This is a genomic window from Phaeobacter gallaeciensis DSM 26640 (assembly GCF_000511385.1).
Taxonomy (GTDB): domain Bacteria; phylum Pseudomonadota; class Alphaproteobacteria; order Rhodobacterales; family Rhodobacteraceae; genus Phaeobacter; species Phaeobacter gallaeciensis.
On sequence record NC_023148.1, the window covers coordinates 84,793 to 108,046 of the forward strand.

Genomic DNA, 23,254 nt, shown 5'->3' on the forward strand with positions numbered 1-23,254 from the left:
TCATAAGCAATTTACGTGGGGATTAGATGGCATTGATCGAGCACCGCTAAACGCGCTCGATCTGCGACAGGGCATCCAACGCCCATCCCGCAATCACGCGGTGTCGAGGGCGTCCCGCAGGAGATCGCGGACTTCGCCGGCGACCGCATCCAGGTCTTGGTTCTGCACCGCCTGCATCGAAGCGACAGGATCGACCGCGCTGACCTCGGTGTCGCCGTCCACTTGCCGCAAGATGACATTGCAGGGAAGCATCGCACCGATGCGAGGCTCAATCTCGATGGCTTTGTGCGCCATGCCCGGATTACAGGCCCCCAGGATGCGGTAAGGCGGCATGTCCGCATCAAGTTTCTTTTTCATCGTCGCTTTGACGTCAATCTCAGTCAGAACGCCGAAGCCCTTGTCTGCCAGGGCATCCCGAACACGCAATTCTGCGTCATCGATATTGGTGTCTTTCAGGACGCGATCATAGGTATAGGCCATGGGGATTTTCCTTTCCGTGTCTCTATTTTTTTTGGCATATCGAGGCTAAACGGTTCAGGTCGCGGTCCGGTTCAATGTCCCGGCCGAGAACGGTTTTGGCGTCGGGTGCCGGAAAATCCGGCACTCATTGGCTCAGTTGTCCTCCATCATGGAGCCGTTGCCCATGCCCTGACCGTTGCCGGGCCTCGCAGGCGCATCTGCCATGTTCGAGCGCATCATCTGCATCCGTTCCATCCTATCGGCCGGAGCGGCCATCTCTTCCGGCGTCACCGCGCCGTCGCCATCGGCATCGAGGTGCTGAAAACGATCCACCATCATTTCGCGGATCATTGCGCTGTGGAGAGCTTCAAACTCGGTAATCGAGAGGTTTCCATCCCCATCGCTGTCAAACTCGGAAAGCTTGGCCTGAAGCCGCGTGCGCATTTCTTCCGGCGTGGTTGTGCCGTCTCCATCAGTGTCGAACATTTGCATCATGCCTGCCCCACCTTGGGCACCAAGCTGCCCACCGTGCCCATGGTTGGCATCCGCGAAGGCCGCGCCACCAAAGGCGGTTGCAGCCAGGGTCATTGCAGCGAGTAAAGTGTTGCGTTTCATTTCGATCACCTCGTGTCAGTGTTGCGATACCCACTATATGGGATGCACCTGCAGATGCGGAATACCACGCGAGCCGGTGTTTTGTATCGCGAGGTCACAAAGGCGGGGTCTGTTACAAACTGCGACAAATCAATTCGGGGCGAACGCTCCTCTTCATCTAAGACATGCGATATCCAGAGAAAAACCTGTCGAGGAGTCGTGTACCAACTGACACCGAAACCATGTTTCGGTGGAAGTGAAATTCGGAAGAGTTGGTGTCGAGAGTGGCAGAGGCCCTGATGTTCCCGAAAATTCAGTCATTCAACCCATGGCAGGAGGCTGCAAGTTGCTCTTTTTGAACCGCATTTTCTTGGTGCTTGCCTTGGTGATTTTGGCGGGGTGCGGTGCAGGAAACGACATGCGCCCTGATGCTTCAGCCGAAGTCATCAGTAGTGCATCCTACAGTCACGACGGACCGGCCGCGTTGACGCTGTACACTATGATCAATAACAGGTCCGGAGCGGGTGCGCATACCAGCGTCATGATCAATGGGTCGCAGCGCGTTATCTTCGATCCGGCAGGAACGGTCCGGCTGAGCGCGGTACCGGAACGGGGAGATGTGCTTTATGGCATTACTCCACAAGTGGCCGATTTTTACGCACGGGCTCATGCACGGGAGACCTACCATGTCGTCATACAAGAGATCGATGTGTCCCCCGAAGTCGCGGAGCGCGCCTTGCAACTTGCATTGGCAAACGGTCCGGCTGCTTCAGGCTTTTGTAGCGTCAGTACTTCTGCGATCCTAAGGCAATTACCAGGATTTGAATCCATTGGACGCACATTTTTTCCAAAGCGCCTGATGGCGGATTTTGGCAAGTTGCCGGGCGTGCGAACCACAAAGCTGTTCGAGAACGATGAGGACGACAAATCCGTAGCGATCGCACAGTTCGAAAATTCACTTGCGACGCGGCCTTGAGTGTTCGTCCAACAATTCGTTGCAAGTTGTCCCTGCACGACGCGGTACTCGGCGTGTGAGCCAAAGATTCTCTGTCCTACGAATAGGTCAGCTTCGAGCGGTAACGCTGTCTTCGGCCGAGTAAAGGAACGCCGTCGATCCGACAGCGACATTCGGATAGAGATCATTGATATGGGCCATCACCATGCGCACGCATCCCGAACTGGCCCGGCCGCCAATGCTGCGAGGGCTCGGCGTTCCGTGAATTCGAAGGTACGTATCCCGATCTCCGACGAATAGATACAAAGCCCTGCTGCCCAAGGCATTGTTGGGGCCGGGCTCCATACCGTCGGCAAACCGCTCGTAAGCCTCCGGATCGCGTTCGATCATTGACTGTGTTGGCGTCCAGTGCGGCCATTCGACCTTTCGGCGGATCGTATAGGTGCCGGGTTCATAGAGATCGCCCTTGGCAATCGCGACCCCGTAGCGCATCGCGGTGCCATCTTCCTCGATATGGTACAGATAGCGCGCGATCGCATCGACGTGAATGTCACCCGGGCGCAAACCGTCATTCGCCAAAACGCGTTGCGGCAGCAGCCTGGGATGCAGCCCCCATGGGTTGGTTGTTGCCGGGTCATAGTTGGCGGGCGTGACCTGCGCATCCCAAGCTGCTTTTTCGGCTGTTGTCGGCCAGGTCTTAGCGAATGCTGGCGAACTCAGAGAAGCTGAAAACAGCGAGCCGGAAAGTGCAAGGAAGTGTCGTCTTGTAACCATGAAGCGAAGCCCTTTGTTTGTTTTCGATGAATGCGAGACGATTCAAGAAACGTCCGCGACCCCATGCCATCGACCCTTTTGATGTCTTGCGATCGCGACCAACCAGAGGCAAGCAAGGACACCGCTTAGGATCGCGTTCCAACTGGCCATGGACAACGTCAGAAATTCCCAGACAACCTCATTGCACAGAACAAGAGTGGACGCATTTGAACTCGCAGAGGGCAGCAATTCCGATACCGACATTTGGGAAACATCGAGGCCGGATCCCGTGCAAGAAGTCGGTCCCTCCCACCAGCCGCGCTCGACACCGGTATGAAACATTCCCAACGCGGATGTGCTGAGTGCCGACAGGGCACCGATTATCAGGATTGGCAAAATCGGCAGAGCAAAGAGCAACAGAGCGCCCATTCCAATGGCGATTGCGTGTGGGTAGCGTTGCCAGATGCACATTGCGCACGGCGCGTACCCAAGAGCCTGGAAAACGAAGGCCCCTAACAGCAAGGCGGCTGATCCTGCCGCCGCAGTCATGCCGAGAGATTTTGGTGTCAGGGTCAATGAACGCTCCCGTTGGCAATCGATGGACCTGTTTCTCGCTTGTCAGGTTACGTAGACGGCAAAAGGCCTGTTATCATTCAGAGATTTGTAACGGTATGTATCCGTCTCGACCCTCAGCCGACTCTGATCCACGTTGCCATACCGTCGGCTTGGTGGCTCAACATGTGGCAATGCAGCATCCAGGATCCCGGATTGTCCAGGACGACGAGAATATCCCGCGTCTCGCCGATATCCAGTAAGGTCGAGTCCCGGTATGGACCGGCTTCCCCCGCCGCATCGAGTTCCCAGAAATGGTGGCCATGCAGATGCATGACGTGTGGAAACCCGGTTTCGTTGCGGATTGAAATGCGCACGGTCGTCCCCTGCGCGACGGATAGGAAAGGGGTTCGAGGCAGTCCAGATACGTCATTGAGCGCCCATGTTCCAGTGCCGTTATGGGACGCGCTTCCCGCACCTCCCTGGAGCACCAGCTCCGCGGTTTGGCCGGGGTCTTGCGGGGCGGGCATTCGGTTGGCGGGCAACGCGGTGATGGGCACTTTCGCAGGGTCACGAGAGCCGGAAACAGCGATTTCGCCAAGGCTCAACGTCCGCTCTCCAAAGCTGTCGTCGAATCTAATAGGCCCGGTCGCATCACCAATCACATCGCATCTTTGCCCCGGAGCTAGGAGGATGGGTTCGAGTGTCTGTGGCTGCGCCAGGGGCATACCATCCAGTGCAACGATCTTGCCTGCCAGACCGTCCAGCCCGACACGGTAAACCCTGTCGATAGAGGGATTTATCAGGCGCAAACGCAGGCGGTCGCCTTGTCTCACATTCTTGCTGGTTCCATTGGAAACAAGCGCCGTGACCGTATTGCCGATACGGCCCTCGGTCGCGAAATGAGCCGGGTTGAACCCTTCGTCGTACTGTCCGGACTGATCCAACAAGACATCGAAGAACTGAACAACAATGTCATGGTCGACAGCCGGCGCATTTTGCTCCTCGACGATGAAGGCGCCGAAAAGGCCGCGGCTGACCTGATCGTAAGACAGGTAATGCGAGTGATACCAAAACGTGCCGGCATCCGGGACGCCGAATTGATAACGAAACGAGTCGCCCGGAATGACCACATCCTGAGTGAGAACGTTGACACCATCCATCCGATTTGGAACCCGCAACCCATGCCAGTGAACAAGAGCGCCCTCCTCCAATCGGTTGTCGAGGGTAATGCGGGCGGTTTGTCCCTGTCGCACTCTGATTTCAGGACCCGGAAGACCACCGTTGAAGCCCAACATCGACACGTTGTACCCAGCAAGGCGCACCTTGATCGATTGGGGTGCGAGGATCAACTCGGATGTCGCCGCCGGCAAGCGGGTACCAGCCAGCGCAGCGGTCATACCGCCAAGGAAAGACCTCCGGCTCAAAGACAATTCCGTCACCTCATGAATGATGGACTGGCTTCCGCCAACTGCTGTGCTTGTGCCATTTCCGGTGGAGGAGCTTCAAGGCGACAGAGCGCTCCTCACGCCGTTGTCACTTTGGGATAGAGAAAGACGCGAGCGCCGATTTCAACGCGATCGTACAGATCCTTCACATGCTCATTCGTCAATCGCGCGCATCCATTCGACACGGCCGACCCAATTGTCTCGGGGACGTTCGTTCCGTGAATGCGAAGATAGGTATCGCGTCCCTCATCATCATGGAGATAGAGCGCGCGGGCCCCAAGCGGGTTGTTTGGCCCGCCTTTCAGCCCATCCTTGTACTTCGCGTACTTATGTGGCTCGCGCCGGATCATGGCGTTCGTTGGCCGCCACCATGGCCATTTGGCCTTGCGCGCTACCGTGAACTCTCCGGGTTCGTACAAACCTTTGCGCCCTACCCCGACCCCGTAGCGGATCGCCATCCCGTCCTCGAGCATGAAATAGAGGAAAAAATCGTCGGGAACGACGTGGATGTCCCCGTTCATCCAGTCATCACGACGGGTGTTTATCAATTGCGGTTCGAACCGTTCGGGCAATTTGACTTTGTGGGCCCAGCCAGTTGTCGGCAGCAAGCAACCCAACGCTCCGGCACAAATCAATTCTCGTCTCGTGAAATTCTGCATGGCGCGATCTCCTCGGACCCATGAAAATTCAGTGCGCGTCAGGGGCAAAGAAAAGAAGCCGTGAACCGGGGCAAACGACGCGCCTTTGTTGCCTTGAAACTACGAAAATTCGCGCTTTTGGAACTCTCCAGCGCTGGAATGTTGTTGTTTTACAGAGAACTGCAAGAAGGTGACTGGAAATGCACTACTCACGATTCTTTATGATGATCGGAACATCGACCGTGGTCATGTTCGTTCTGATGTACCTGAACACCTATCTTTGGGGCCATATCTTCTTTTCGGAGACACGCCTTTACATGGCCATCCTGATGGGGGCGACCATGGCCGTGATCATGTTGGCTTACATGTTGTCCATGTATCAGAACACCAAGGTCAACATCGCGATCTTCGGGGGCGCCATACTTGTCTTTGCGGCAAGCCTCTGGCTGGTACGCGGGCAATTTACGGTGCAGGACAGGTCCTACATGCGCGCCATGATCCCGCACCACTCGATCGCCATCATGACGTCGACTCGTGCCGAGATCACCGACCCGCGCGTCCGGGGGCTGGCAGACGACATCATCTATGCCCAAGATAAAGAAATCGCCGAAATGCGCTACCTCATTGCTGACATTGGCGCAAACGGTGAGGCATCGGCCACGCCGACCGGAACGCCGGTACAGGTCGTGGATGCGCAACAGGCGCTTCAAACGGAGGTCGTGTCAAAAATCGATCCCGAGTTTCTGACGGAAGACGAAATCGCAGCGGTGTTCCCGAATGGTGGAGACTGCCGATTTGCCTACACCTCGGACAGTCCAGCCGTGCTGGTGACCGGTGAGACCGGCGAAGGGACTGGGGCCGCGATGAAGATCAGCGGTGACCTGGTGCGCCTGGATGCGCAGGGCGAAAATGCGTTTTCTCAAGGCCCGCTATCGGCCGAGATCGTAGAGACAGACGGTGACCTGACCGATCTGATCGTCAGCGCGGAACCCGACTACGAAGCCGGGTTCCGTGGTCAATTCACCTGCGCCGGATAAGGAGGAAAGCATATGCCCCGGGACACAGACAGTAAATCCGCGCAGCTTTATCGCATGGTCATGCCGGGCCATGTCTGCCCCTACGGTCTGAAATCGAAAGACCTGCTGGAACGGCAGGGCTTCGAGGTGGAAGACCATCCGCTTGAGAGCCGCGAAGACAACGATGCCTTCATGAAGAAGCATGGCGTCGAGACGACGCCGCAGACCTTCATCGGCGGCGAACGGATCGGCGGCTACGATGATCTCAGGGTGTTTTTCGACATTGACCCGCCCAAGGAAGAGCAAAGCGACACGACCTACCAGCCGGTCATCGCGATCTTTTCCGTCGCCGCGCTATTGGCACTGGGCCTGTCTTGGCACCAGTACGGGTCGGTCTTTACCTTGCGCGGGTTCGAATGGTTCATTTCGCTGTCCATGACCATTCTCGCGATCCAGAAATTGCAGGATGTCGAAGGGTTTTCGACGATGTTCCTCAACTACGATCTGCTGGCGCGCAAATGGGTGCGTTACGGCAAGGTCTACCCGTTCGGCGAAGCGTGGGCAGGTATCCTGATGACTGCCGGTGCGCTGCTGTGGCTCTCGGCGCCTGTCGCCTTGTTCATCGGCACGGTCGGCGCTGTCAGCGTGTTCAAGGCTGTCTACATTGAAAAACGAGAGTTGAAATGCGCCTGCGTCGGCGGGGACAGTTCCGTGCCGCTGGGATTCATCTCGCTGACCGAAAACCTGATGATGATCTTCATGGGTATCTGGATGCCGGTCCGCGCAATCTGGTTCTGAAACGCGCCGAACCGGCCCCGTTTATTCGGACAATTGTACAGGTGAGAGATCTGCGAGGATCGGGCAATCCGGACGATGATCCCCGGCACATTTCTCCACAAGATCGGTAAGCGTCGTTCTCATGGATTGCAGCTTCTCTATCTTCTCCTCAATCTGGCGAAGATGCTCTTCCGCCACCGCCTTCACCTGCATGCTTTCGCGGTTTTCATCCTCGTAGAGAGCCAGAAGCGTCCTGCAATCTTCGATGGTGAACCCCAAGGCCCGTGCTCGACCGAGAAACGCCAGCTTGTGAACGTGGTTCTCGGTGAATGCGCGATAGCCGTTCTCACTTCGGTTCGGGCGGATCAGCCCGATTTCCTCGTAGTAGCGGATTGTTTTTGGGGGCACACCCGATTGTCGGGAAACGTCTCCGATGTTCATGTCGAACCTCCGTTATTCTGCTGGAGCAGGAGTGACAGCTGCCAGCTCTGCCGGGATTGCGCGCTGCTCGTCCATCGCCGGCGCGATACCTCGCAGGCGCAGGGCATTGGTTAGAACGAACACCGACGACAACGCCATCGCGCCCGCCGCGAGAATTGGTGACAGGAGCAGCCCAAAGGCCGGATAAAGCACCCCGGCGGCGACCGGAATCAGCGCGACATTGTAAGCAAAGGCCCAGAACAGGTTCTGCCGGATGTTTCGCATGGTTCGCCGCGACACTTCGAAGGCATTCACCACGCCGCGCAAATCGCCGGACATCAGGACGACATCCGCGGACTCGATGGCCACATCAGTGCCGGTGCCAATGGCGATACCCACATCGGCATGCGCCAGCGCCGGGGCGTCATTGATCCCGTCGCCGACAAAGGCGATGCGCTTGTTCCCTTCGCGCAAACCGTCAAGCGCCGCGACCTTGCCGTCTGGCAGAACGCCGGCAACGACATGGTCGATGCCGGTTTCGCGGGCGATGGCTTCGGCGGTTTCGCGTTTGTCCCCTGTGATCATCGCAACCGCAAGACCCTTCTCGTGCAGCGCTGCGATGGCTGCGCGGCTTGCCGGTTTGACCGGATCGGCGACGCCGATCACGGCGGCGACACGTCCATCTATGGCAGCGTAAAGCGCCGTGCGACCCTTGCTTGCGATCTTCGTTTCCTCTGGAGTCAATGCCGAGACGTCAATGCCTTCGCGCGCCATGTAGCGGTCGGCCCCAACCAACACCTCCACGTCTTCGACCACGGCGCGCACGCCGTAACCTGTGACCGATTGAAAGCCTTCGGCCCCCGCAAGAGGTGCGCCCTCGGCCCGCGCGGCACGGACGATGGCGTCCGCGACAGGATGCTCGGAGAGCGACTCCACGGCGGTGATCTTCGAGAGCGTTGTTGAACGATCGAACCCTTCGGCCAGCACCAGGTCAGTCAGTGCGGGTCGCCCCTCGGTCACCGTGCCTGTTTTGTCGAGGGCGACCACATCAACGGAATCAAGTTGCTGCAAGGCGTCGCCCTTGCGGAACAGGACACCCATTTCCGCAGCACGTCCCGTCCCGACCATGATCGAGGTCGGCGTCGCAAGCCCCATCGCGCAGGGGCACGCGATGATCAGCACCGACACACCGGCGATCAGCGCCATTGTCAGGGCCGGATCAGGCCCGAAAACCAGCCAGACCAGCACGGTCGCCGCCGCGATCGCCATGACGGCAGGTACGAACCAAAGCGTGATCCGGTCGACCAATCCCTGGATCGGCAGCTTGGCGCCCTGGGCCTCTTCGACCATGCGAATAATTTGCGCCAGGGTTGTGTCGGCGCCGACCCGCGTGGCGCGGAATTGCAGACTTCCGGCACCATTGACCGTCCCGCCGGTCACCGGATCTCCGGCACTTTTTTCAGCGGGAATCGGCTCGCCTGTCAGCATGCTTTCGTCGACGCGGCTGGTCCCCTCGATGACCTCGCCATCAACCGCGATGCGTTCACCAGGGCGCACGATGACGATGTCACCCTGAACTAGCGCATCGATCTCGATCTCTATGCTTTCACCGTCCCGCATCACGCGTGCGGTCCGCGCCTGAAGCCCCAGCAGCTTCTGGATGGCCGCGCCCGTTCTCCCCTTAGCGCGCGCTTCAAGAAAACGCCCCAGCAAGATGAGGACGACGATGACCGCTGCCGCCTCGAAGTAGACAGAGCGCAGCGTGTCAGGCAAGGCCGATGGTACGAATGTCGCAACTACGGAATAGAAGTAAGCCGCCCCGGTGCCGACCGCGACGAGGCTGTTCATGTCGGGCGCGCCCCGGAATAGGGCCGGGAAACCCTTGGTGTAAAACGTCCGGCCCGGGCCGAAGAGAACGATTGTCGTGAGAACGAATTGAAGAAGCCAACTCGTCTGCTGACCAATCGTGGTCTCGATAAGCATATGAACGGCCGGAATGACGTGGCCACCCATCTCGATCAAAAAGACCGGCAAGGCGAGGATGGCTGCAAAGGTGACCCGTTTGGCAAGCGCCAGAGCCTCTTCCTCCTTGCGCGCAACCCTGTCGTCACCGGCTTGGGCCGTTGCCACGGTGGCCGGATACCCTGCCGCGCCGCTTGCATCGATCAGATCGGATGTCGTGACAAGACCTTCGACGTAAACCACCGTCGCCGTCTCGGAGGCGAGGTTGACGTTCACCTCGACCACCCCGGGCACCGCGGCAAGCGCCTTGCCGACCCGCCCGACACAAGAGGCACAGGACATGGCCGCAATCGTGAGTTCGGCCCTGACCGTCCGCGCAGGGTAGCCCAGCTCGCGGAGAGTTTCGATGACTTCCGGAACGCGCTTGAGCGCGTCCACGCTCATACGCGCGGTTTCGGATGCAAGATTCACCGACACATCCTCTACGCCGTCGATTGCATTCAATGCGCGATCGACCCTGCCGACACAGGACGCGCATGACATGCCTTCGATCGGCAGGCTGATCTGTTTGGGTTCGGGCATATGTTTCACCTGTTTTTCCATTCGAGGTGGAATGTAGGGCTTCCAGTAACTGGAGGGTCAATGGGAGGGCGCCAAATAAATTTCTTCTCTTGACCTTCCAGCGCGGGGAAGCCCCATGTCACCGGCAGAAATCAGATCAAGGAGTGGTTCCGATGAAGTTCAGCGTTCCGGACATGAGCTGTGGGCATTGCACCGCAGCAATCGAAAGCGCAGTGAAAACCGCAGATCCGAATGCAGGCGTAGAATGTGACCTTTCTGCCCGACAAGTGCGTGTCGACAGCGTGTTACCAGCCGATCAGGTCCAAGCGATCATTCGGGATGCGGGCTATGACGTGGAACCTGCGGCCGCTTGATGCAGTGCCCGGACCACCCAGGGGCGGTCCGGGCAGGAACTTTCAGTCTTCGTCTTTGCGGGCTTCCTCGACCAGGTCGGCAAGCTGCGCCTTTTCGACGAAGCCCGGGACCAGCGCATCCCCGATCACGAAAGACGGCGTGCCGTTGACTCCCAGAGCTTGAGTCAGTTGCATGGAGGTCGCAATGTGCTCTTCGACCTCGGGGGCCTCCATGTCCTTGCGCAACTGCGCGATATCCAGGCCGATCTCCCTGGCCACGCGCAGCACGGAGTCCTCTTCGGCGCGGCCTTGCAGGCCCATCATGGCCCAGTGGAACTCTTCATACTTGTCCTGTTTGCGCGCTGCCAAGGCCGCTTTTGCGGCAAAGACCGATCCGTCTCCGAGAATGGGCCATTCGCGATAAACCAGCCGAATGTCGGGATCGGCGTCCATCAAGGCAAGAATCTCGGGTTTGACCCGCCGACAATAGGGACAATTGTAGTCAAAGAATTCCACGATGGTGACGTCCCCTTCGGCGTTGCCAAGAACCGGTGCATTCGGATCGTTCTCGATCAGATCGCGCTGGTCATTCAGAACTTCGGCCTGACTGAGCTCCTGCGCTTGCGCCTGCCTTTGTTCAAGGATGGCGACGGCCTCCATGACAATCTCCGGGTTCTCGCGGATTGCTTCGAGCACAATTTCCTTGACCCGGGACTCTGACAGTTCGTCGGCGAGTACCGGTAGCGGAAGCAAGGCAGCTATCGCGACCGTCGTGAAGGCTTGTCTGAAACGCATTTTAGTTCTCTCCCCGTTGTTCGTCGGCTTCTGTTCGCGCGGCCTGGACTTCGCGAACGCGGTCTGGCCAGGTGGACCGGATGTAGGCCAGGATGTTGTGGATTTCCTGGTCGGTCAGAATGTCTGCGAAACCCGGCATTCCGCTGTCGTATTCGACGCCCTGACGCGCCAGCAGCGCCGCACCCCCCAGTTTTGTGTAATCGAAGAGCAGGCTGTCAGGATGATGCCAGGTGTGACCCGTCTCATCATGCGGTGGCGCTGGCAGGCGCCCATCCGCGCCGGAAGTTCGCCATTCCGGCTGGCCTTCCAGATCCGCGCCATGACAAGACGCGCAGTTGTCTGCGTAGAGCAACGCGCCTTCTTCGATGTCGTAGCTCTCCGCCTTGGACGCGCTGCCGACATCCGAGGATGCACTGGTCGAGAGCCAATACGTGAAGGCGGCTGCGACGACAGTGATCGGAACGGACCAAACAAGATACCTCATGTGACCCGTATCCAGGTTGTCATGCCGGACGCGGCGTGGCTGAGCATGTGGCAATGGAACAGCCACTTTCCGGGATTGTCTGCCGTAAAGGCGATCTCCCGGGACACGTTGCCAGCCAATAGGATTGTGTCCCGCATCGGCCCGAACGCGCCGTCGGGACGCAGCTCGCGGAAATGCATCCCGTGCAGGTGCATCGCATGTGGGAACACGGTCTGGTTCTCGATCTTCAAGCGCACCGGCTCGTTCAGGGATAGATCGGCCAGTGGCGTGTCGGTCATATCGGCGACATCATTCAGGGCCCAGAACTTGCCCGCTTGGGCAAGCTGACGGAATCCAAGACGTTCCCTGCCGAGCAGCGCAGACTGCATCCGCCCCATCGCACCGCCGGACATGACCAGCCGCAAATCACGCGCATCGGCAAGGTCCGGGGCGTGTGCCCCAGGGTTCGGCGGCAACGGCAGTGGCTTGCCTCTTGGTACTGAACTGGCTGTGCCGTCGACAGGAAAACTCACGAGCGGGGTCAGTTGATCATCATCGCCGATGCGAAGCAATTGGGCCACGCCGCCTTCGTCTTCGGTCACATCGACAATTAAGTCGACGCGCTGTGCCGGGCTGAGGATCAACTCGCCGTCAATCTGCTGGGGTTGGCCGATCGGCATTCCATCGACGGCCACCGTCCAGCCACTCAACCCCGAGAGCGTCAGCGGGAAAATTCGCGCGCTTGCTGCGTTGATGATCCGCAAGCGAATGCGTTCGTTGCGCTTCGCAGGCAAGGTCAGGTCATAGCGCCCATTGGTCGTGATAAAGTTGCCGATGCGTCCACCGTGGCTCATCATCATGGGCTGTTCGAAATTGTCGAACAGCTGCCCGCTCTCAGGGTCGAGCAACCAGTCCTCCAGAACGATGACTTCCTCGCGGTCGATGTCCGGTCCATCGACCTCTTCGACGATCAAGGCACCGCGCAGACCACGCGCGACTTGCTCGTATGAGCGATTATGCGCGTGGTACCAATAAGTGCCGGCGTCCGGTACGACGAAGTCGTAGTCAAAGGTTGCCCCCGTCGCCACGGCCTTCTGGGTCAGCCCTGAAACGCCATCCATCGCGTTGTCGATCCGGATTCCGTGCCAGTGAACCGAACTGGGGTCCGGAACCTCGTTGCGGAACCTGCGACGCACCCGATCACCTTGTGCAACCCGGATTTCCGGGGCCGGAACAAGGCCGTCATAGCCCCAGATCTCTGTTTGCGGGTAGGTGTCCGGAAGAAGCTGTCGACGTGCAACCTTGGCAACCACGTCCTCGAACGGGGTTGCGGGATAAGCCGACCGTGGGATGGCCACGGCGCAGGCCGCCAGTGTTGTATGGCGCAAGAAATCCCGACGTGTTTGTTTCATTTCGATCCTCGAGAAAGCGAGGGCGTGTCGCCCCCGCGTGATGTTAGTTCGAAGCGGAGTTCTCCGCCTCGACCGTGTCCTTGTTCAGCAGGAAAAGCGCCATCGCTTCGCGATCGGCAGGTGTCAGAAACTGAGTTCCCTCGCGAACGACTTCCGCCATGCTGCCGCCGAAAGCATCGCCCGAAGGGGTGATGCCGGTCTGGAGCGCATAAGCGAGGTTTGAAACCGTCCAGTCATTTTTGGCCAGGTCTTTTGGCCGTATCGCGGGTGCCTTGCTGCCACCGGGAAGCTGGGCGTTGCCTGCAAAGGAAGCACCGATATCGCGGCCTCCCGCAAGATTGCGCGGCGTATGGCAGGCTCCGCAATGTGCCGCACCGCGCACCAATTCCCGTCCGCGATTCCATGGGCCGCTTCGCCCTTCAACCGGTTCGGTATCCGGATCGTAGAAGAACGCCGCTCGCCAGAGCTTCAGCCCCCACCGTTGGTCGAATGGGAATTCGACATCGTTCACCGGCGCGGGCTCGTCTACGGGTGGCACGGTTTGAAATGCTGCCCATAGGTCAGCGATATCCTGGTCGGAAAAATCCGCATAGAAGGTATACGGGAAAGACGGATAGTAGGGCGTTCCATCGGGGCCGATACCCTGCCGCACGGCTTTTGCGAACTGTTCTGCCGTCCATTCGCCCATGCCATGTTCGGGGTCTGTCGTCAGGTTGGGCGGATAGAACGTTCCGAACGGGGTTTCGAGCGGCGCCCCTCCGGCAAGTGGTGCGCCGCCCGCTTCAAAATTGGTATGACAGGCAATGCACCCACTGGCGCGCGCCAAATATGCGCCCCGGTCGACATTGCCCTCTGTTGCAATCGGAGTCACTGCACTGCCGACAGGCCATGCAATAACAGCGCCGAGGCCGGCCGTGCCAAGCACGGCGACCCCGCTGACGAGTGTCAAAAACCGGCGCATGGTTAGTCTTCTTCCGCCCGGAAGCGTTCATGGCATGCGGAACAGACCTGGGTCGTCATCGCGAATGCCGCGTCGGCGGGCATTTCGGAAATGGCGGCGGCATCCATCATGCCGCCTCTGCCCATCATCGCGCTCCCGCCCATCATGGTTGTATCGCTTCCCATCATGGATCCGCCGCCCATCATCGAGGCGCCATCCGTGGAGGTATTGCCACCCATGCCGCCCAATCCATTGTCGGCTGCGCGTTCCAGGCCCTCAGAGTATTCCTCCAGCTGACTTGCCAATGCTGCGAAGCGGTCCCAATCGGTCCACACCTCGTCTTTGGCTTCCGAGGGCATGCCCCCCGTGCCCTCCGGGAACAGCTTTGTCATGCTCTCGCCGGCGTGCTGCTGGAACAGGCGCGCTGCATCGCCCACTGTTTCTGCGTCATAGGCCGTTTCACCCCGCATCATCGGGGCTACGGTTTTGACTGCCTTTCCCATGGCGGCCATGGCATCCATGCGTTCCTTTACGATGCCCGTGGCACCGCTATGCGCAAATGCCGCAACCGCGGTTCCTGCAATCAACACTGCCGCTGCGATAGTCGTCTTTTTCATGTCTTCGATCCTTTAATGGGTCTGCTCTAAGAGGGGTGTGAAATCAGACCCACTTCCGTGGGGGTGGAGGATCGCTGTCGGGGCGCACTTCGGTTCGTTGGGTCGCGCCGTCTTGCATGACGGCGTTCATAAAATGAGGCTCGTAAACCACCGTTGCTGGGAACAACAACGCTGCCGGAACAGAACAGTCGAGTCCCGGATGACAGTGACCAGAGGCCTCGCTCGTAGATGGCCCCACATTTTCATGACTGTGTGATTCTTGCGCCAAAGACGATTCACCATGGAACGCTGGTGCCTCAGGGACACCGAGAACCACAAGGAACAGGCCAAAAACGATCGACAGGATCCATCTGTTCGTCTTCGACCAACGCATCAGTTGATCCCGTTGGCCCGCTGTAGTTCTCTGACATAGGCAGCCACCATCTTGACGTCTCCTTGGGTCAGCCACTCGATCTTGGGCATATTACCGAATTTCCAATGATGCGCACGCACGCCGTTCTGAGCGGCCAGAACAAAGGCCATATCGGAATGGTGGCCGGGTTCGTAAATCTTGTGCACCAAAGGCGGCGCAATATCGTTGCGTCCAGCAGCGTTTTCGCCGTGACACTCAGAACACTTGGTCTCGAATATGTTTTTGCCGATCGCTGCTTGCGTTGAGAGCTCGGAAGGCAGCTTGACCTGGACGATGGGGTCGCCTTGCGCGATCTCACTCGTGTCAGGTGGGGTCATCGAGTGGCCTACTGCTGTGTCCTGCGTACCAATGAACTGCCAAGCGGCAACGCTCCCGCCGATAACAAAAACGGCACCAATCAGCGCAGTCAATTTGTCCATGCCTGTATCTTCCGCCTTGTCTCTTGGGTCAGATGAGTTTGACTTGAGTGCCGACGGGCACCCGCTCGTAAAGCTCTTCAACCTGTTCGTTGAACAAACCGATGCAGCCATTTGACGACCGACGACCGATCTTTCGCGTGTCCTGTGTTCCGTGGATACGGTAGTATTGCCAGGACAGATACAATGCGCGGGTACCCAGAGGGTTGGCAGGATCGCCTCCCTCGACACGTGCCGGCCATTCTGGATTGCGTTCCCGCATGGAGGGCGTCGGCGCCCAGCTGGGGTTTTTGCGCTTTTCCACGACTTCGGTATAACCGCGTTTTGTGAGTTCAGCGGTCAGAGGAACGGATGTCGGATAGATCCGCATTGACCCATCTGCTGTCCAATGCTGCAGAGCCCGTGTTTCCGTGTCCGAGATAATGATACCCTTTCCAAGCGTATCGAAATGGTCTTGCCACTCGTGAACTCGGAAAGAAGAGATATTGCGGCGAATGACTTCGGCCCGAACCACGCTTGGGGCGGCCAAAGCAACCGCCGCCAAACCCAATAGGCGTCGTCGGTTAATCTTGTTATTCCGCAAAGACGTCATGACACACTCCTAGCCTCGGTTTTGTCACACGTCTTTTACGCGAGACCCGGCATCTGGCAACCTGACAAGGCCGCGAGAAGTGTATCCATTTGTATCCTTGACCTTGCCCCCCTGGAGGGTCGCAAATGGCGGCAGATAAGCAGCCAAGAGGGCGACATGGACCACCAGAACCATAAGAACAAGCCAACCGCAGACAGGCTCATGCATTACGGAATGATGGCGTGTTGCATTGTGATGCTCTTACCTGTCGCCGGTTTTTTTCTTGCTGGCGGCACACTCGCGGGTATGTGGAGCAATGCAGCCGCTTTCGCGCCACTGCTGCTTTGCGTTGGGGCGCATCTCGTGATGCACAAATTTATGGGAAAGTCGTGCCATTCGAACGAAGAGAAAGGCAGTATCGAAGAAACACCCGTGTCCGTGCCTTCTGCGATTCCCGTGGTTGCACGCAACAGGCGATAATTTGCGCGGGAAAATGCGAGCAAGCGCATGGTTGCTGACGATTACAACGCTTGGCGGATGCGCCGCAAGTCTTGAAGACTGTCCCGAGCGGGAGGTCATCGTTTCCACCAAGCAGGCATCGATCATCCTCCCCGACGGGTGTCGGTTGATATCCTCGTCCTCTGCCGACGTAGCGCGTGTTGTTTGTTCTGATGGTCGACAAGGCTTTGCCGTCGGCGGTCTTTGAGACAAAGTTCCGGGTGCAGATTCAACCCGAGCCGGCTTTAAGGGAAGGAAGCGGATCCTTGGCGAAAACCCTGTCGACACTGCGCCGGGTTCTGATTTTGCCCGCACTGATCCTGGCGCTTTCCTCTGGCAGTGGCTCGGCGGAGACATCAGCCGCGTATCAAAGCTCTCCGCTGAAGGCGCATCTCATCACGGCACAGGACGGTGTTTCCAAGAACACGCAGACTCTTTCCGCCGGACTTCATCTCCAACTGAACGAAAACTGGAAGACCTATTGGCGGTCGCCAGGAGAGGTGGGAATACCGCCTTCGGTCGAATGGAGCGGTTCCGAAAACGTCGCAGATGTCGAATTCATGTGGCCTTCCCCGACACGCTTCACCGCCTTCGGCATCGAAAATTTTGGTTATGCGGGTGAAGTCGTCTTTCCGCTGCGCATAACGCTCAAAGATCCCGGCGCACCTGTGACTCTTTCCGCGCAAGTCAAACTGCTGGTGTGCTCCAATGTCTGTGTCCCGGAAGAGTTCGACCTGTCACTTCGCCTCGGACGCGGCAACGGCATCGACAGCACTGCGGCTGGGCTGATTGGCACGTTTTCCGAGCGCGTCCCCGAAGGAGCCGAGGCGGGTGGCGTCAGCGAGGCAAATGCCTTCATCGACGAAGACCTCACGGAGTTGATCGTCAATCTGCGCGTCGATGAACCACTCCAGTCGCCGGATGTGTTTCCCGAACTGGGTATCGGTGTTGCGCTTGGCAAACCCGATATACGTTTGGGAGAAGAGGATCATTTGCTTTGGGCGCGCTTGCCGATCCTCTCGTCGAATACGGATGTGACGGTGGCGCCGTCGATTACCGTCACCGATGGCGAGAACCGGGCCTTCACCGTGATTGCGGATCGCGTGGCGCGACGTACGGCACCGCCCTTCGAACTGGCCGCCACGACACCGGACATGATGGAACTGCTCTGGATTGCCGTGATCGCGCTGCTGGGTGGATTGATCCTGAACGTGATGCCCTGCGTGCTGCCGGTGCTGTCCATCAAGGTGTCGTCTGTGCTCAAACACACAGATCACGACACAACCCGTGTCCGGTTCGGTTTCGTCGCAGCCGCCGCTGGCATCATGACGTTCATGTGGGGTCTGGCGCTCATCCTTTGGGCGCTCCAGACGGCAGGGCTCAGCGTCGGGTGGGGGCTGCAATTTCAAAGTCCGCTATTTCTTGCGGTGATGATCGCAGCCCTGCTCGTCTTTTCGGCAAATCTGTTCGGAGCGTTCGAGTTCGCCCTTCCACAAGGCATGCAGACAAGGCTTGCAGATACCGGAGGGCGGAGCGGATATTCCGCCGACTTTTTCACCGGCATGTTCGGTGCCGTCATGGCGACGCCTTGTTCGGCACCGTTCCTCGGCACCGCGGTGGCCTTTGCTTTGGCCGGGCGTGGCGTGGACATTCTCATCGTCTTTACGAGCCTCGGGCTCGGCCTCGCCCTGCCCTATCTCGTCATCGCCGCGTTCCCGCGTCTGGTCGCGTTCATGCCCAAACCTGGCCGGTGGATGCTGATCGTCAAGAGCTTGATGGGGATCTTGCTGCTTGCAACCGCCGTTTGGCTGTTCTGGGTGCTCGACGGTGTCGCCGGGCTGGCCTCCGTCATCGCGGTCGCGGCGTCTTCCGGTCTCGCCGTTCTGATCTTGTCCCTCCCGAATGTGCAGTCCCAATTCAGATGGTCTATTGCCACGGCCAGTCTTGTTCTGGCTCTTGCCGCGGGTCCTCTCCTGCAGCAATCAGCGCCTGCCCGTGCAGGGTCGCAATCGGCGTTGGCTTGGGTCGCATTTGACCGTTCGGACATAGCGAAACGCGTGTCCGCAGGAGAGGTCGTCTTTGTCGATGTAACAGCTGACTGGTGCCTGACTTGCAAAGCGAACAAGACACTTGTTATCGACCGGGAGCCGGTCCGCAGTACGCTGGACGGGCCAGGCGTCACGCCGATGCAGGCAGATTGGACACGCCCGGACGCGCGCATTTCCCGTTACCTTGAGAGTTTCGGCAGATATGGCATCCCTTTCAATGCCGTCTATGGACCGTCGGCACCAAACGGCATTGTGCTGTCCGAATTGCTTACGACCGAAGACGTGATGGACGCCTTGGCGCAAGCCAGCGGTCGAGATGTTTCCGCAAAGGTTGCCGGACAGGAGTGATCTGCCCGGGCGGGACACCGACCAGCAGTCAGCCGCCGAGCCGCTCGAGCGCAGCGCGGACCGCCGCACGCCGAGGATCATTGGCGGGCTGCTGCTCCAACAGCGCTTCAGCCTTACGGTAGGCCTCAATGGCGCGATCCTGCTCCTGAAGGACGGTATAGGCGTTTGCCAGCCGCATCCAACCATCCAGATCTTCCGGTTCATCCTCAAGACGCCCAGCCAGCCGCGAGACCATCGAGCGGATGAACTCCGCGCGGTCCGCGTCATTCATCTCTGACGCCGCCGCAACATCTGCCGCACTCGGGCCGGGTTGTGATGTCGGCCCGCTGGGTAGATCGACGACCGGGAGGTCGGCGGCCGCTGCAATCCGGTTGATCTGCAAAACGTATGTTTCCATCCAGGGCACGAACGTCTTTTCCTGGTTCAGCCGGGAAACGAGCAGATCGTAGGCCTTACGCGTCTCTTCTTTTTGAAGATGGTAGAGAGACTCGAAATAGGTTGCCGCAGGATTGGATGGGTCAAGTTCCAAAGCGCGATCAATGGCCAATTTCGCCCGTGGAATAACAACGCCATCATTGGCAACCGCGACAGCCTCCGCCAGCATAGAGAATGTCGCGGAGGTGGCATCCTCCCGTTTGGCGACAACTTCAAATGCTTCGACAGCATCAACTGTTCTGCCCATGCGCTGATAGGTCTGGCCCAACAGCATCCACCCTTCGCTGGGGCCGCCGGTCGGATCGGATACAAGCCTTTCGCGAAGTTGTATTGCAAGCGCCGTCACTTCATCAGTCTGTGCGCGCTCCTCTGCACGGGCAGCGAAGGCCATTGAAGGCACCTCAGGCGATCCCATTGTCAGATAGTAGCCCGCGGCAATAACCGGCGCGAGGACCGCCGCGACAACGAGAGTGACTCTGCCGCCATTGCGGGATGATCCGGTTTTTTCTCCCGAATTGCGGGTCGTCGCGAGGATCCGTTTTTTGATCTCGAGTCTGGCTGCTTGAGCTTCCTGTTCAGAAATCAAACCGCGGTCCATGTCTCGTTGAATTTCCCGCATCTGATCGGCAAGGATCGCCGGTACCGCATCTCCTCTGGTGAGAGTGTTCGATTTGGACAGCAGCAGCGGGTAGAGGACAATTCCGACTGCGAGCAGCGTCAGAAGACCGAAAATACCCCAGATCATGACGCATCCCCCGCTTCGTTTCGTCTGAGAATTTCGGACACGGTGTTTTCATCCTCCGAGCCCAAATCTTCAAATGCCTCTTGCTTTCGCCGACTCATCAGTACCCCACCACCAACGAAAACCCCGATGAGGACGAAAGCGATCGGCGCAAACCAAAGCGCGTAGGTCGCAGGCTCCAGAGGCGGCTTCAGCAGCACGTAATCCCCGTACCGCGCCCGAATGTATTCGATCACCTCGGTGTCAGCGTCTCCGGTGACCAGTCGCTCGCGTACGAGCAGACGCAAGTCCCGCGCCACACCCGCGTTCGAGCTGTCGATGTCCTGGTTTTGACAGACGACGCATCGTAGATCCTTGGAAATCTCCCGCGCACGCTGTTCCAATACCGGGTCGCTCAGCATTTCGTCCGGTTCGACCGCATTGGCGGCAAAGGGAAAGAGCCCGATGCAAAACGCGAAAATCAACTGTCTCATAATGCTGCTCCATTTGGCAGTGCGCCTGCTTGCTTCAGGGCTTGCGTGAACCGTTCGACGGCGTCCGGACCGACGACCGGCCCGACATAGCGAAACAAAACGGTACCACCGCCATCGACGATGAAGGTTTCCGGCACGCCTGACAGGCCCCATTCGATCCCGGTGCGGCCCGACAGGTCGGACCCGATCCGCTCGTAGGGATTGCCGAGGTCATTGAGCCACTTCACGGCATCCTCTGGTTTGTCTTTGTAGTTGATGCCGAACAACCGCATGCCCCCGCGTTCGACAAAGCGTGTCAACACGGCATGTTCCGCGCGGCAGGGCACGCACCAGGACGCAAAGACATTGACCACGACCGGTCGTTCGTTGCCGACAAGATCGCTTCGGGCCAGGCCGGGTGTCTCCAACCCCGGCACGGGATCGAGATCGAACGCCGGGGCCGGTTGCGAGATCAGGACGGAAGGGATCTCATTGGGATCCCGGTCGGGATTGAGCCCCCAGAGAAAAAACCCCCCGAATATGACCGCCGCAATAAACGGCAGCCCGGCAGTGAGACGTTTCATCTTCTCTCCTACTCCGCAGGAACAGCATCGCTGGCTGGCTGTTTGGCGCGGCGCGGCGCCCCGACCCTCAAACGGCGATCCGACAAGGACAAACAGCCACCGATCACCAGCAAGATCGAGCCGATCCAGATCAGGTTGACGAGCGGTTCATAGAGGATCCGAAGGGTCCAGGCTCCGGCGTTGTTCACTTGATCGGAGGCCGGCGTTGCAATCGACGTATAGAGATCACCCGCCAATGTGGACCGGATGGCCGACTCCGTCGTCTGACTTTCCGCGACCGGGTAATACCGCCGTTCCGGGAATAGTGTCGTGACCAGTTCGCCATCCCGACGCACCACAAGGGTGCCGCGATCCGCGATGTAGTTCGGCCCTTGAACCTTTGCGGCCCCTTCGAAGGTGATGTCGAACCCGGCGATCGTGACTTCGGTCCCGGGGCCGGCAAAGACGATCTCCTCACTTTTCCATCCGGTCGAGCCGATCATCCCCATCATCAACACAGCGACGCCGGCATGGGCAAGCGTCATACCGTGAGAGGCGCGTGGCAGGTTGCGCGCGCGTCTCGCGCTCTCCGCAAGGGAAACCTCGAACAGACGGATGCGTAGCGCCCATTCCCGTAGGGTCGCAAAAAGCAGCCACGCTGCGCCAAGGATGGCAAGATAGGCCATGATCGGCCCACCGTTCAGAAGATACCATGCGGCCGAGGCTGCAATGACCGCCAGCACGGCCACGAACCGAATGCGATCGAGCAAACCGGCGATATCAGCCCGCTTCCACGGCAGGAATGGACCAAGACCCATGAACACGACCAGCGCCAGCATCATCGGAATGAAGGCCGCGTTGAAGAAAGGTGGACCCACCGAGATCTTGTCCCCGGTGACAGCTTCGAGGATCAGCGGATAAAGCGTCCCGAACAGGACCGTTCCCGTAGCGGCGGCCAGAATGAGGTTGTTCACGAGCAGCCCGGTTTCGCGGCTGATCGGGCGAAACAGACCACCCGGCTCCATTTCGGGCGCCCGCCAGGCGTAGAGCGCCAGCGACCCACCGATGGACACGGCCAGCAGACCCAGAATGTAAAGCCCGCGCTCTGGATCGACGGCGAAGGCATGCACGGAGGTAAGCAGGCCGGATCGGACGATGAACGTGCCGAGAAGTGAAAGCGAGAAAGTCAGGATGGCAAGCAGGATGGTCCAGCTTTTGAACGCGTCGCGCTTTTCGGTGACGATGGCGGAATGCAGCAGCGCCGTGCCCAGAAGCCAGGGCATGAAGCTCACGTTCTCGACCGGGTCCCAGAACCACCAGCCGCCCCAGCCCAGTTCATAATAGGCCCACCAAGATCCAAGAGCGATACCTGCCGTAAGGCTGACCCACGCGGCCAATGTCCACGGGCGGACCCATCTGGCCCAGGCTGGATCGACGCGCCCTTCCAGAAGAGCCGCAACGGCAAAGGAAAATACGATGGAGAAGCCGACATACCCGAAATACAAAAGCGGCGGGTGCATGGCGAGACCCATGTCCTGAAGCAACGGGTTGAGGTCATTGCCGTCGAGCGGCGGCGGAAACACCCGCTCGAAGGGGTTCGACGTCAGCAGCAGGAAGGACAGGAAGCCGACGCTGATCCACGCCTGCACCGACAAGGTGCGCGCCTTGGTCTCGGCGGGGATGTTCGATCCGAACCAGGCGACGCCCGCGCCGAACACCGCGAGTATCAGGATCCAGAGCAGCAGCGAACCCTCATGGCTGCCCCAGGTCCCGGCCACCTTGTAGAGCATCGGCTTGAGCGAATGGGAATTCTCGACGACGTTCCTGACGGTGAAGTCGCTGGCGATGAAGGCCTGCATCAGCGCTGCGAAGGCTATGGCCACAAACAGCACTTGTCCTATTGCCGTCGCCTGGGCGGATTTCATCCAGACGGCGTTTCCACGCGATGCACCTGCAATCGGCAGAACGCTTTGAACGAGCGCAAGCGCCAGCGCGAGGGCCAGTGCGAAGTGACCAATTTCCGGGAACATGGCGTTCTTTCCTATCCAGTGTTG

General features: G+C 59.0%; 25 protein-coding genes. 6 read left to right on the plus strand and 19 right to left on the minus strand.

Features of this window, described 5'->3' with window-relative positions:
* Positions 1-93: 93 nt before the first annotated feature.
* Complete coding sequence (locus GAL_RS19825) at positions 94-480, minus strand: DUF302 domain-containing protein (RefSeq protein ID WP_024099378.1); 387 nt, start codon at positions 478-480, stop codon at positions 94-96.
* A 132-nt stretch (positions 481-612) separates the two neighbouring features.
* Positions 613-1,074, minus strand: a complete 462-nt coding sequence (locus GAL_RS19830) for an EF-hand domain-containing protein (RefSeq protein WP_024099379.1) — start codon at positions 1,072-1,074, stop codon at positions 613-615.
* A gap of 397 nt (positions 1,075-1,471) precedes the next feature.
* Between GAL_RS19830 and GAL_RS19835 the strand changes: the two genes are divergently transcribed.
* Positions 1,472-2,029, plus strand: coding sequence for a hypothetical protein (locus GAL_RS19835; protein ID WP_233486466.1), 558 nt, complete (start codon positions 1,472-1,474; stop codon positions 2,027-2,029).
* 87 nt (positions 2,030-2,116) lie between these two features.
* Here GAL_RS19835 and GAL_RS19840 read toward each other — a convergent pair whose 3' ends face one another.
* From GAL_RS19840 to GAL_RS19855, 4 genes are all read right to left on the minus strand, one after another.
* Positions 2,117-2,782, minus strand: coding sequence for a L,D-transpeptidase (locus GAL_RS19840; protein ID WP_024099381.1), 666 nt, complete (start codon positions 2,780-2,782; stop codon positions 2,117-2,119).
* 42 nt (positions 2,783-2,824) lie between these two features.
* Positions 2,825-3,310, minus strand: coding sequence for a disulfide bond formation protein B (locus GAL_RS19845; protein WP_040104428.1), 486 nt, complete (start codon positions 3,308-3,310; stop codon positions 2,825-2,827).
* Positions 3,311-3,450: 140 nt separating this feature from the next.
* Positions 3,451-4,713, minus strand: a complete 1,263-nt coding sequence (locus GAL_RS19850) for a multicopper oxidase family protein (RefSeq protein WP_040104429.1) — start codon at positions 4,711-4,713, stop codon at positions 3,451-3,453.
* 125 nt (positions 4,714-4,838) lie between these two features.
* Positions 4,839-5,420, minus strand: a complete 582-nt coding sequence (locus tag GAL_RS19855) for a L,D-transpeptidase (protein ID WP_024099384.1) — start codon at positions 5,418-5,420, stop codon at positions 4,839-4,841.
* A gap of 179 nt (positions 5,421-5,599) precedes the next feature.
* On the opposite strand from GAL_RS19855, the gene GAL_RS19860 reads away from it, so the two are divergent.
* Both GAL_RS19860 and GAL_RS19865 read left to right on the plus strand, forming a co-directional pair.
* Complete coding sequence (locus tag GAL_RS19860) at positions 5,600-6,436, plus strand: DUF305 domain-containing protein (protein WP_024099385.1); 837 nt, start codon at positions 5,600-5,602, stop codon at positions 6,434-6,436.
* 12 nt (positions 6,437-6,448) lie between these two features.
* Positions 6,449-7,213, plus strand: coding sequence for a MauE/DoxX family redox-associated membrane protein (locus GAL_RS19865; RefSeq protein ID WP_024099386.1), 765 nt, complete (start codon positions 6,449-6,451; stop codon positions 7,211-7,213).
* A gap of 21 nt (positions 7,214-7,234) precedes the next feature.
* On the opposite strand, the gene cueR is transcribed toward GAL_RS19865, so the two are convergent.
* Complete coding sequence (gene cueR, locus GAL_RS19870; protein WP_024099387.1) at positions 7,235-7,633, minus strand: Cu(I)-responsive transcriptional regulator; 399 nt, start codon at positions 7,631-7,633, stop codon at positions 7,235-7,237.
* A gap of 12 nt (positions 7,634-7,645) precedes the next feature.
* Entirely contained in the window at positions 7,646-10,156 is a 2,511-nt protein-coding gene (locus tag GAL_RS19875; protein ID WP_024099388.1) for a heavy metal translocating P-type ATPase, read from the minus strand.
* A gap of 152 nt (positions 10,157-10,308) precedes the next feature.
* On the opposite strand from GAL_RS19875, the gene GAL_RS19880 reads away from it, so the two are divergent.
* Positions 10,309-10,509 carry a heavy-metal-associated domain-containing protein gene (locus GAL_RS19880; protein WP_024099389.1) on the plus strand — a complete coding sequence of 67 codons (201 nt, stop codon included), beginning with the start codon at positions 10,309-10,311 and terminating at the stop codon, positions 10,507-10,509.
* A 42-nt stretch (positions 10,510-10,551) separates the two neighbouring features.
* On the opposite strand, the gene GAL_RS19885 is transcribed toward GAL_RS19880, so the two are convergent.
* The 7 genes from GAL_RS19885 to GAL_RS19915 all read right to left on the minus strand — a co-directional run bounded on the left by GAL_RS19885 (position 10,552) and on the right by GAL_RS19915 (position 16,135).
* Positions 10,552-11,283: a DsbA family protein gene (locus GAL_RS19885; protein ID WP_024099390.1), complete on the minus strand. Its 732-nt coding sequence runs from the start codon at positions 11,281-11,283 to the stop codon at positions 10,552-10,554.
* Between the two features lies 1 nt (position 11,284).
* A complete protein-coding gene (locus tag GAL_RS19890) occupies positions 11,285-11,767 on the minus strand; it encodes a c-type cytochrome (protein WP_024099391.1) in 483 nt (160 codons plus the stop codon).
* Entirely contained in the window at positions 11,764-13,158 is a 1,395-nt protein-coding gene (locus GAL_RS19895; protein WP_024099392.1) for a multicopper oxidase family protein, read from the minus strand. The genes GAL_RS19890 and GAL_RS19895 overlap by 4 nt, the downstream gene beginning before the upstream one ends.
* A gap of 43 nt (positions 13,159-13,201) precedes the next feature.
* A complete protein-coding gene (locus GAL_RS19900; RefSeq protein ID WP_024099393.1) occupies positions 13,202-14,119 on the minus strand; it encodes a c-type cytochrome in 918 nt (305 codons plus the stop codon).
* A gap of 2 nt (positions 14,120-14,121) precedes the next feature.
* Positions 14,122-14,715: a c-type cytochrome gene (locus GAL_RS19905; RefSeq protein WP_024099394.1), complete on the minus strand. Its 594-nt coding sequence runs from the start codon at positions 14,713-14,715 to the stop codon at positions 14,122-14,124.
* A gap of 372 nt (positions 14,716-15,087) precedes the next feature.
* The gene (locus GAL_RS19910) at positions 15,088-15,546 is read right to left on the minus strand and encodes a c-type cytochrome (RefSeq protein ID WP_024099395.1); all 459 of its coding nucleotides are present in this window, start codon (positions 15,544-15,546) and stop codon (positions 15,088-15,090) included.
* 28 nt (positions 15,547-15,574) lie between these two features.
* On the minus strand, positions 15,575-16,135 hold the full coding sequence (locus tag GAL_RS19915; protein WP_024099396.1) for a L,D-transpeptidase: 561 nt from the start codon (positions 16,133-16,135) through the stop codon (positions 15,575-15,577).
* A 156-nt stretch (positions 16,136-16,291) separates the two neighbouring features.
* Here GAL_RS19915 and GAL_RS19920 point away from each other — a divergent pair, with 156 nt between their 5' ends.
* Together GAL_RS19920 and GAL_RS19925 are read left to right on the plus strand one after the other, a co-directional pair.
* Complete coding sequence (locus tag GAL_RS19920; protein WP_024099397.1) at positions 16,292-16,594, plus strand: DUF2933 domain-containing protein; 303 nt, start codon at positions 16,292-16,294, stop codon at positions 16,592-16,594.
* Positions 16,595-16,878: 284 nt separating this feature from the next.
* Positions 16,879-19,008: a protein-disulfide reductase DsbD family protein gene (locus tag GAL_RS19925; RefSeq protein ID WP_040104441.1), complete on the plus strand. Its 2,130-nt coding sequence runs from the start codon at positions 16,879-16,881 to the stop codon at positions 19,006-19,008.
* Positions 19,009-19,036: 28 nt separating this feature from the next.
* Here GAL_RS19925 and ccmI read toward each other — a convergent pair whose 3' ends face one another.
* From ccmI to GAL_RS19945, 4 genes are read right to left on the minus strand one after another with little or no spacing between them, the layout of a single operon-like run.
* Complete coding sequence (gene ccmI / locus GAL_RS19930) at positions 19,037-20,188, minus strand: c-type cytochrome biogenesis protein CcmI (protein ID WP_024099399.1); 1,152 nt, start codon at positions 20,186-20,188, stop codon at positions 19,037-19,039.
* Positions 20,185-20,658: a cytochrome c-type biogenesis protein gene (locus GAL_RS19935; RefSeq protein ID WP_024099400.1), complete on the minus strand. Its 474-nt coding sequence runs from the start codon at positions 20,656-20,658 to the stop codon at positions 20,185-20,187. Before GAL_RS19935 ends, ccmI begins: the two co-directional genes overlap by 4 nt.
* Entirely contained in the window at positions 20,655-21,221 is a 567-nt protein-coding gene (locus GAL_RS19940) for a DsbE family thiol:disulfide interchange protein (protein ID WP_024099401.1), read from the minus strand. The genes GAL_RS19935 and GAL_RS19940 overlap by 4 nt, the downstream gene beginning before the upstream one ends.
* Positions 21,222-21,229: 8 nt before the next feature.
* A complete protein-coding gene (locus tag GAL_RS19945) occupies positions 21,230-23,230 on the minus strand; it encodes a heme lyase CcmF/NrfE family subunit (protein WP_024099402.1) in 2,001 nt (666 codons plus the stop codon).
* Between the last annotated feature and the right edge of the window lie 24 nt (positions 23,231-23,254).

Coding starts and splice junctions, on each gene's coding strand:
- GAL_RS19825 (WP_024099378.1), bottom strand. CDS start 480: ATGGCCTATACCTATGATCGCGTCCTGAAAGACACCAATATCGATGAC.
- GAL_RS19830 (WP_024099379.1), bottom strand. CDS start 1,074: ATGAAACGCAACACTTTACTCGCTGCAATGACCCTGGCTGCAACCGCC.
- GAL_RS19835 (WP_233486466.1), top strand. CDS start 1,472: ATGCGCCCTGATGCTTCAGCCGAAGTCATCAGTAGTGCATCCTACAGT.
- GAL_RS19840 (WP_024099381.1), bottom strand. CDS start 2,782: ATGGTTACAAGACGACACTTCCTTGCACTTTCCGGCTCGCTGTTTTCA.
- GAL_RS19845 (WP_040104428.1), bottom strand. CDS start 3,310: ATGACTGCGGCGGCAGGATCAGCCGCCTTGCTGTTAGGGGCCTTCGTT.
- GAL_RS19850 (WP_040104429.1), bottom strand. CDS start 4,713: ATGACCGCTGCGCTGGCTGGTACCCGCTTGCCGGCGGCGACATCCGAG.
- GAL_RS19855 (WP_024099384.1), bottom strand. CDS start 5,420: ATGCAGAATTTCACGAGACGAGAATTGATTTGTGCCGGAGCGTTGGGT.
- GAL_RS19860 (WP_024099385.1), top strand. CDS start 5,600: ATGCACTACTCACGATTCTTTATGATGATCGGAACATCGACCGTGGTC.
- GAL_RS19865 (WP_024099386.1), top strand. CDS start 6,449: ATGCCCCGGGACACAGACAGTAAATCCGCGCAGCTTTATCGCATGGTC.
- cueR (WP_024099387.1), bottom strand. CDS start 7,633: ATGAACATCGGAGACGTTTCCCGACAATCGGGTGTGCCCCCAAAAACA.
- GAL_RS19875 (WP_024099388.1), bottom strand. CDS start 10,156: ATGCCCGAACCCAAACAGATCAGCCTGCCGATCGAAGGCATGTCATGC.
- GAL_RS19880 (WP_024099389.1), top strand. CDS start 10,309: ATGAAGTTCAGCGTTCCGGACATGAGCTGTGGGCATTGCACCGCAGCA.
- GAL_RS19885 (WP_024099390.1), bottom strand. CDS start 11,283: ATGCGTTTCAGACAAGCCTTCACGACGGTCGCGATAGCTGCCTTGCTT.
- GAL_RS19890 (WP_024099391.1), bottom strand. CDS start 11,767: ATGAGGTATCTTGTTTGGTCCGTTCCGATCACTGTCGTCGCAGCCGCC.
- GAL_RS19895 (WP_024099392.1), bottom strand. CDS start 13,158: ATGAAACAAACACGTCGGGATTTCTTGCGCCATACAACACTGGCGGCC.
- GAL_RS19900 (WP_024099393.1), bottom strand. CDS start 14,119: ATGCGCCGGTTTTTGACACTCGTCAGCGGGGTCGCCGTGCTTGGCACG.
- GAL_RS19905 (WP_024099394.1), bottom strand. CDS start 14,715: ATGAAAAAGACGACTATCGCAGCGGCAGTGTTGATTGCAGGAACCGCG.
- GAL_RS19910 (WP_024099395.1), bottom strand. CDS start 15,546: ATGGACAAATTGACTGCGCTGATTGGTGCCGTTTTTGTTATCGGCGGG.
- GAL_RS19915 (WP_024099396.1), bottom strand. CDS start 16,135: ATGACGTCTTTGCGGAATAACAAGATTAACCGACGACGCCTATTGGGT.
- GAL_RS19920 (WP_024099397.1), top strand. CDS start 16,292: ATGGACCACCAGAACCATAAGAACAAGCCAACCGCAGACAGGCTCATG.
- ccmI (WP_024099399.1), bottom strand. CDS start 20,188: ATGATCTGGGGTATTTTCGGTCTTCTGACGCTGCTCGCAGTCGGAATT.
- GAL_RS19935 (WP_024099400.1), bottom strand. CDS start 20,658: ATGAGACAGTTGATTTTCGCGTTTTGCATCGGGCTCTTTCCCTTTGCC.
- GAL_RS19940 (WP_024099401.1), bottom strand. CDS start 21,221: ATGAAACGTCTCACTGCCGGGCTGCCGTTTATTGCGGCGGTCATATTC.
- GAL_RS19945 (WP_024099402.1), bottom strand. CDS start 23,230: ATGTTCCCGGAAATTGGTCACTTCGCACTGGCCCTCGCGCTGGCGCTT.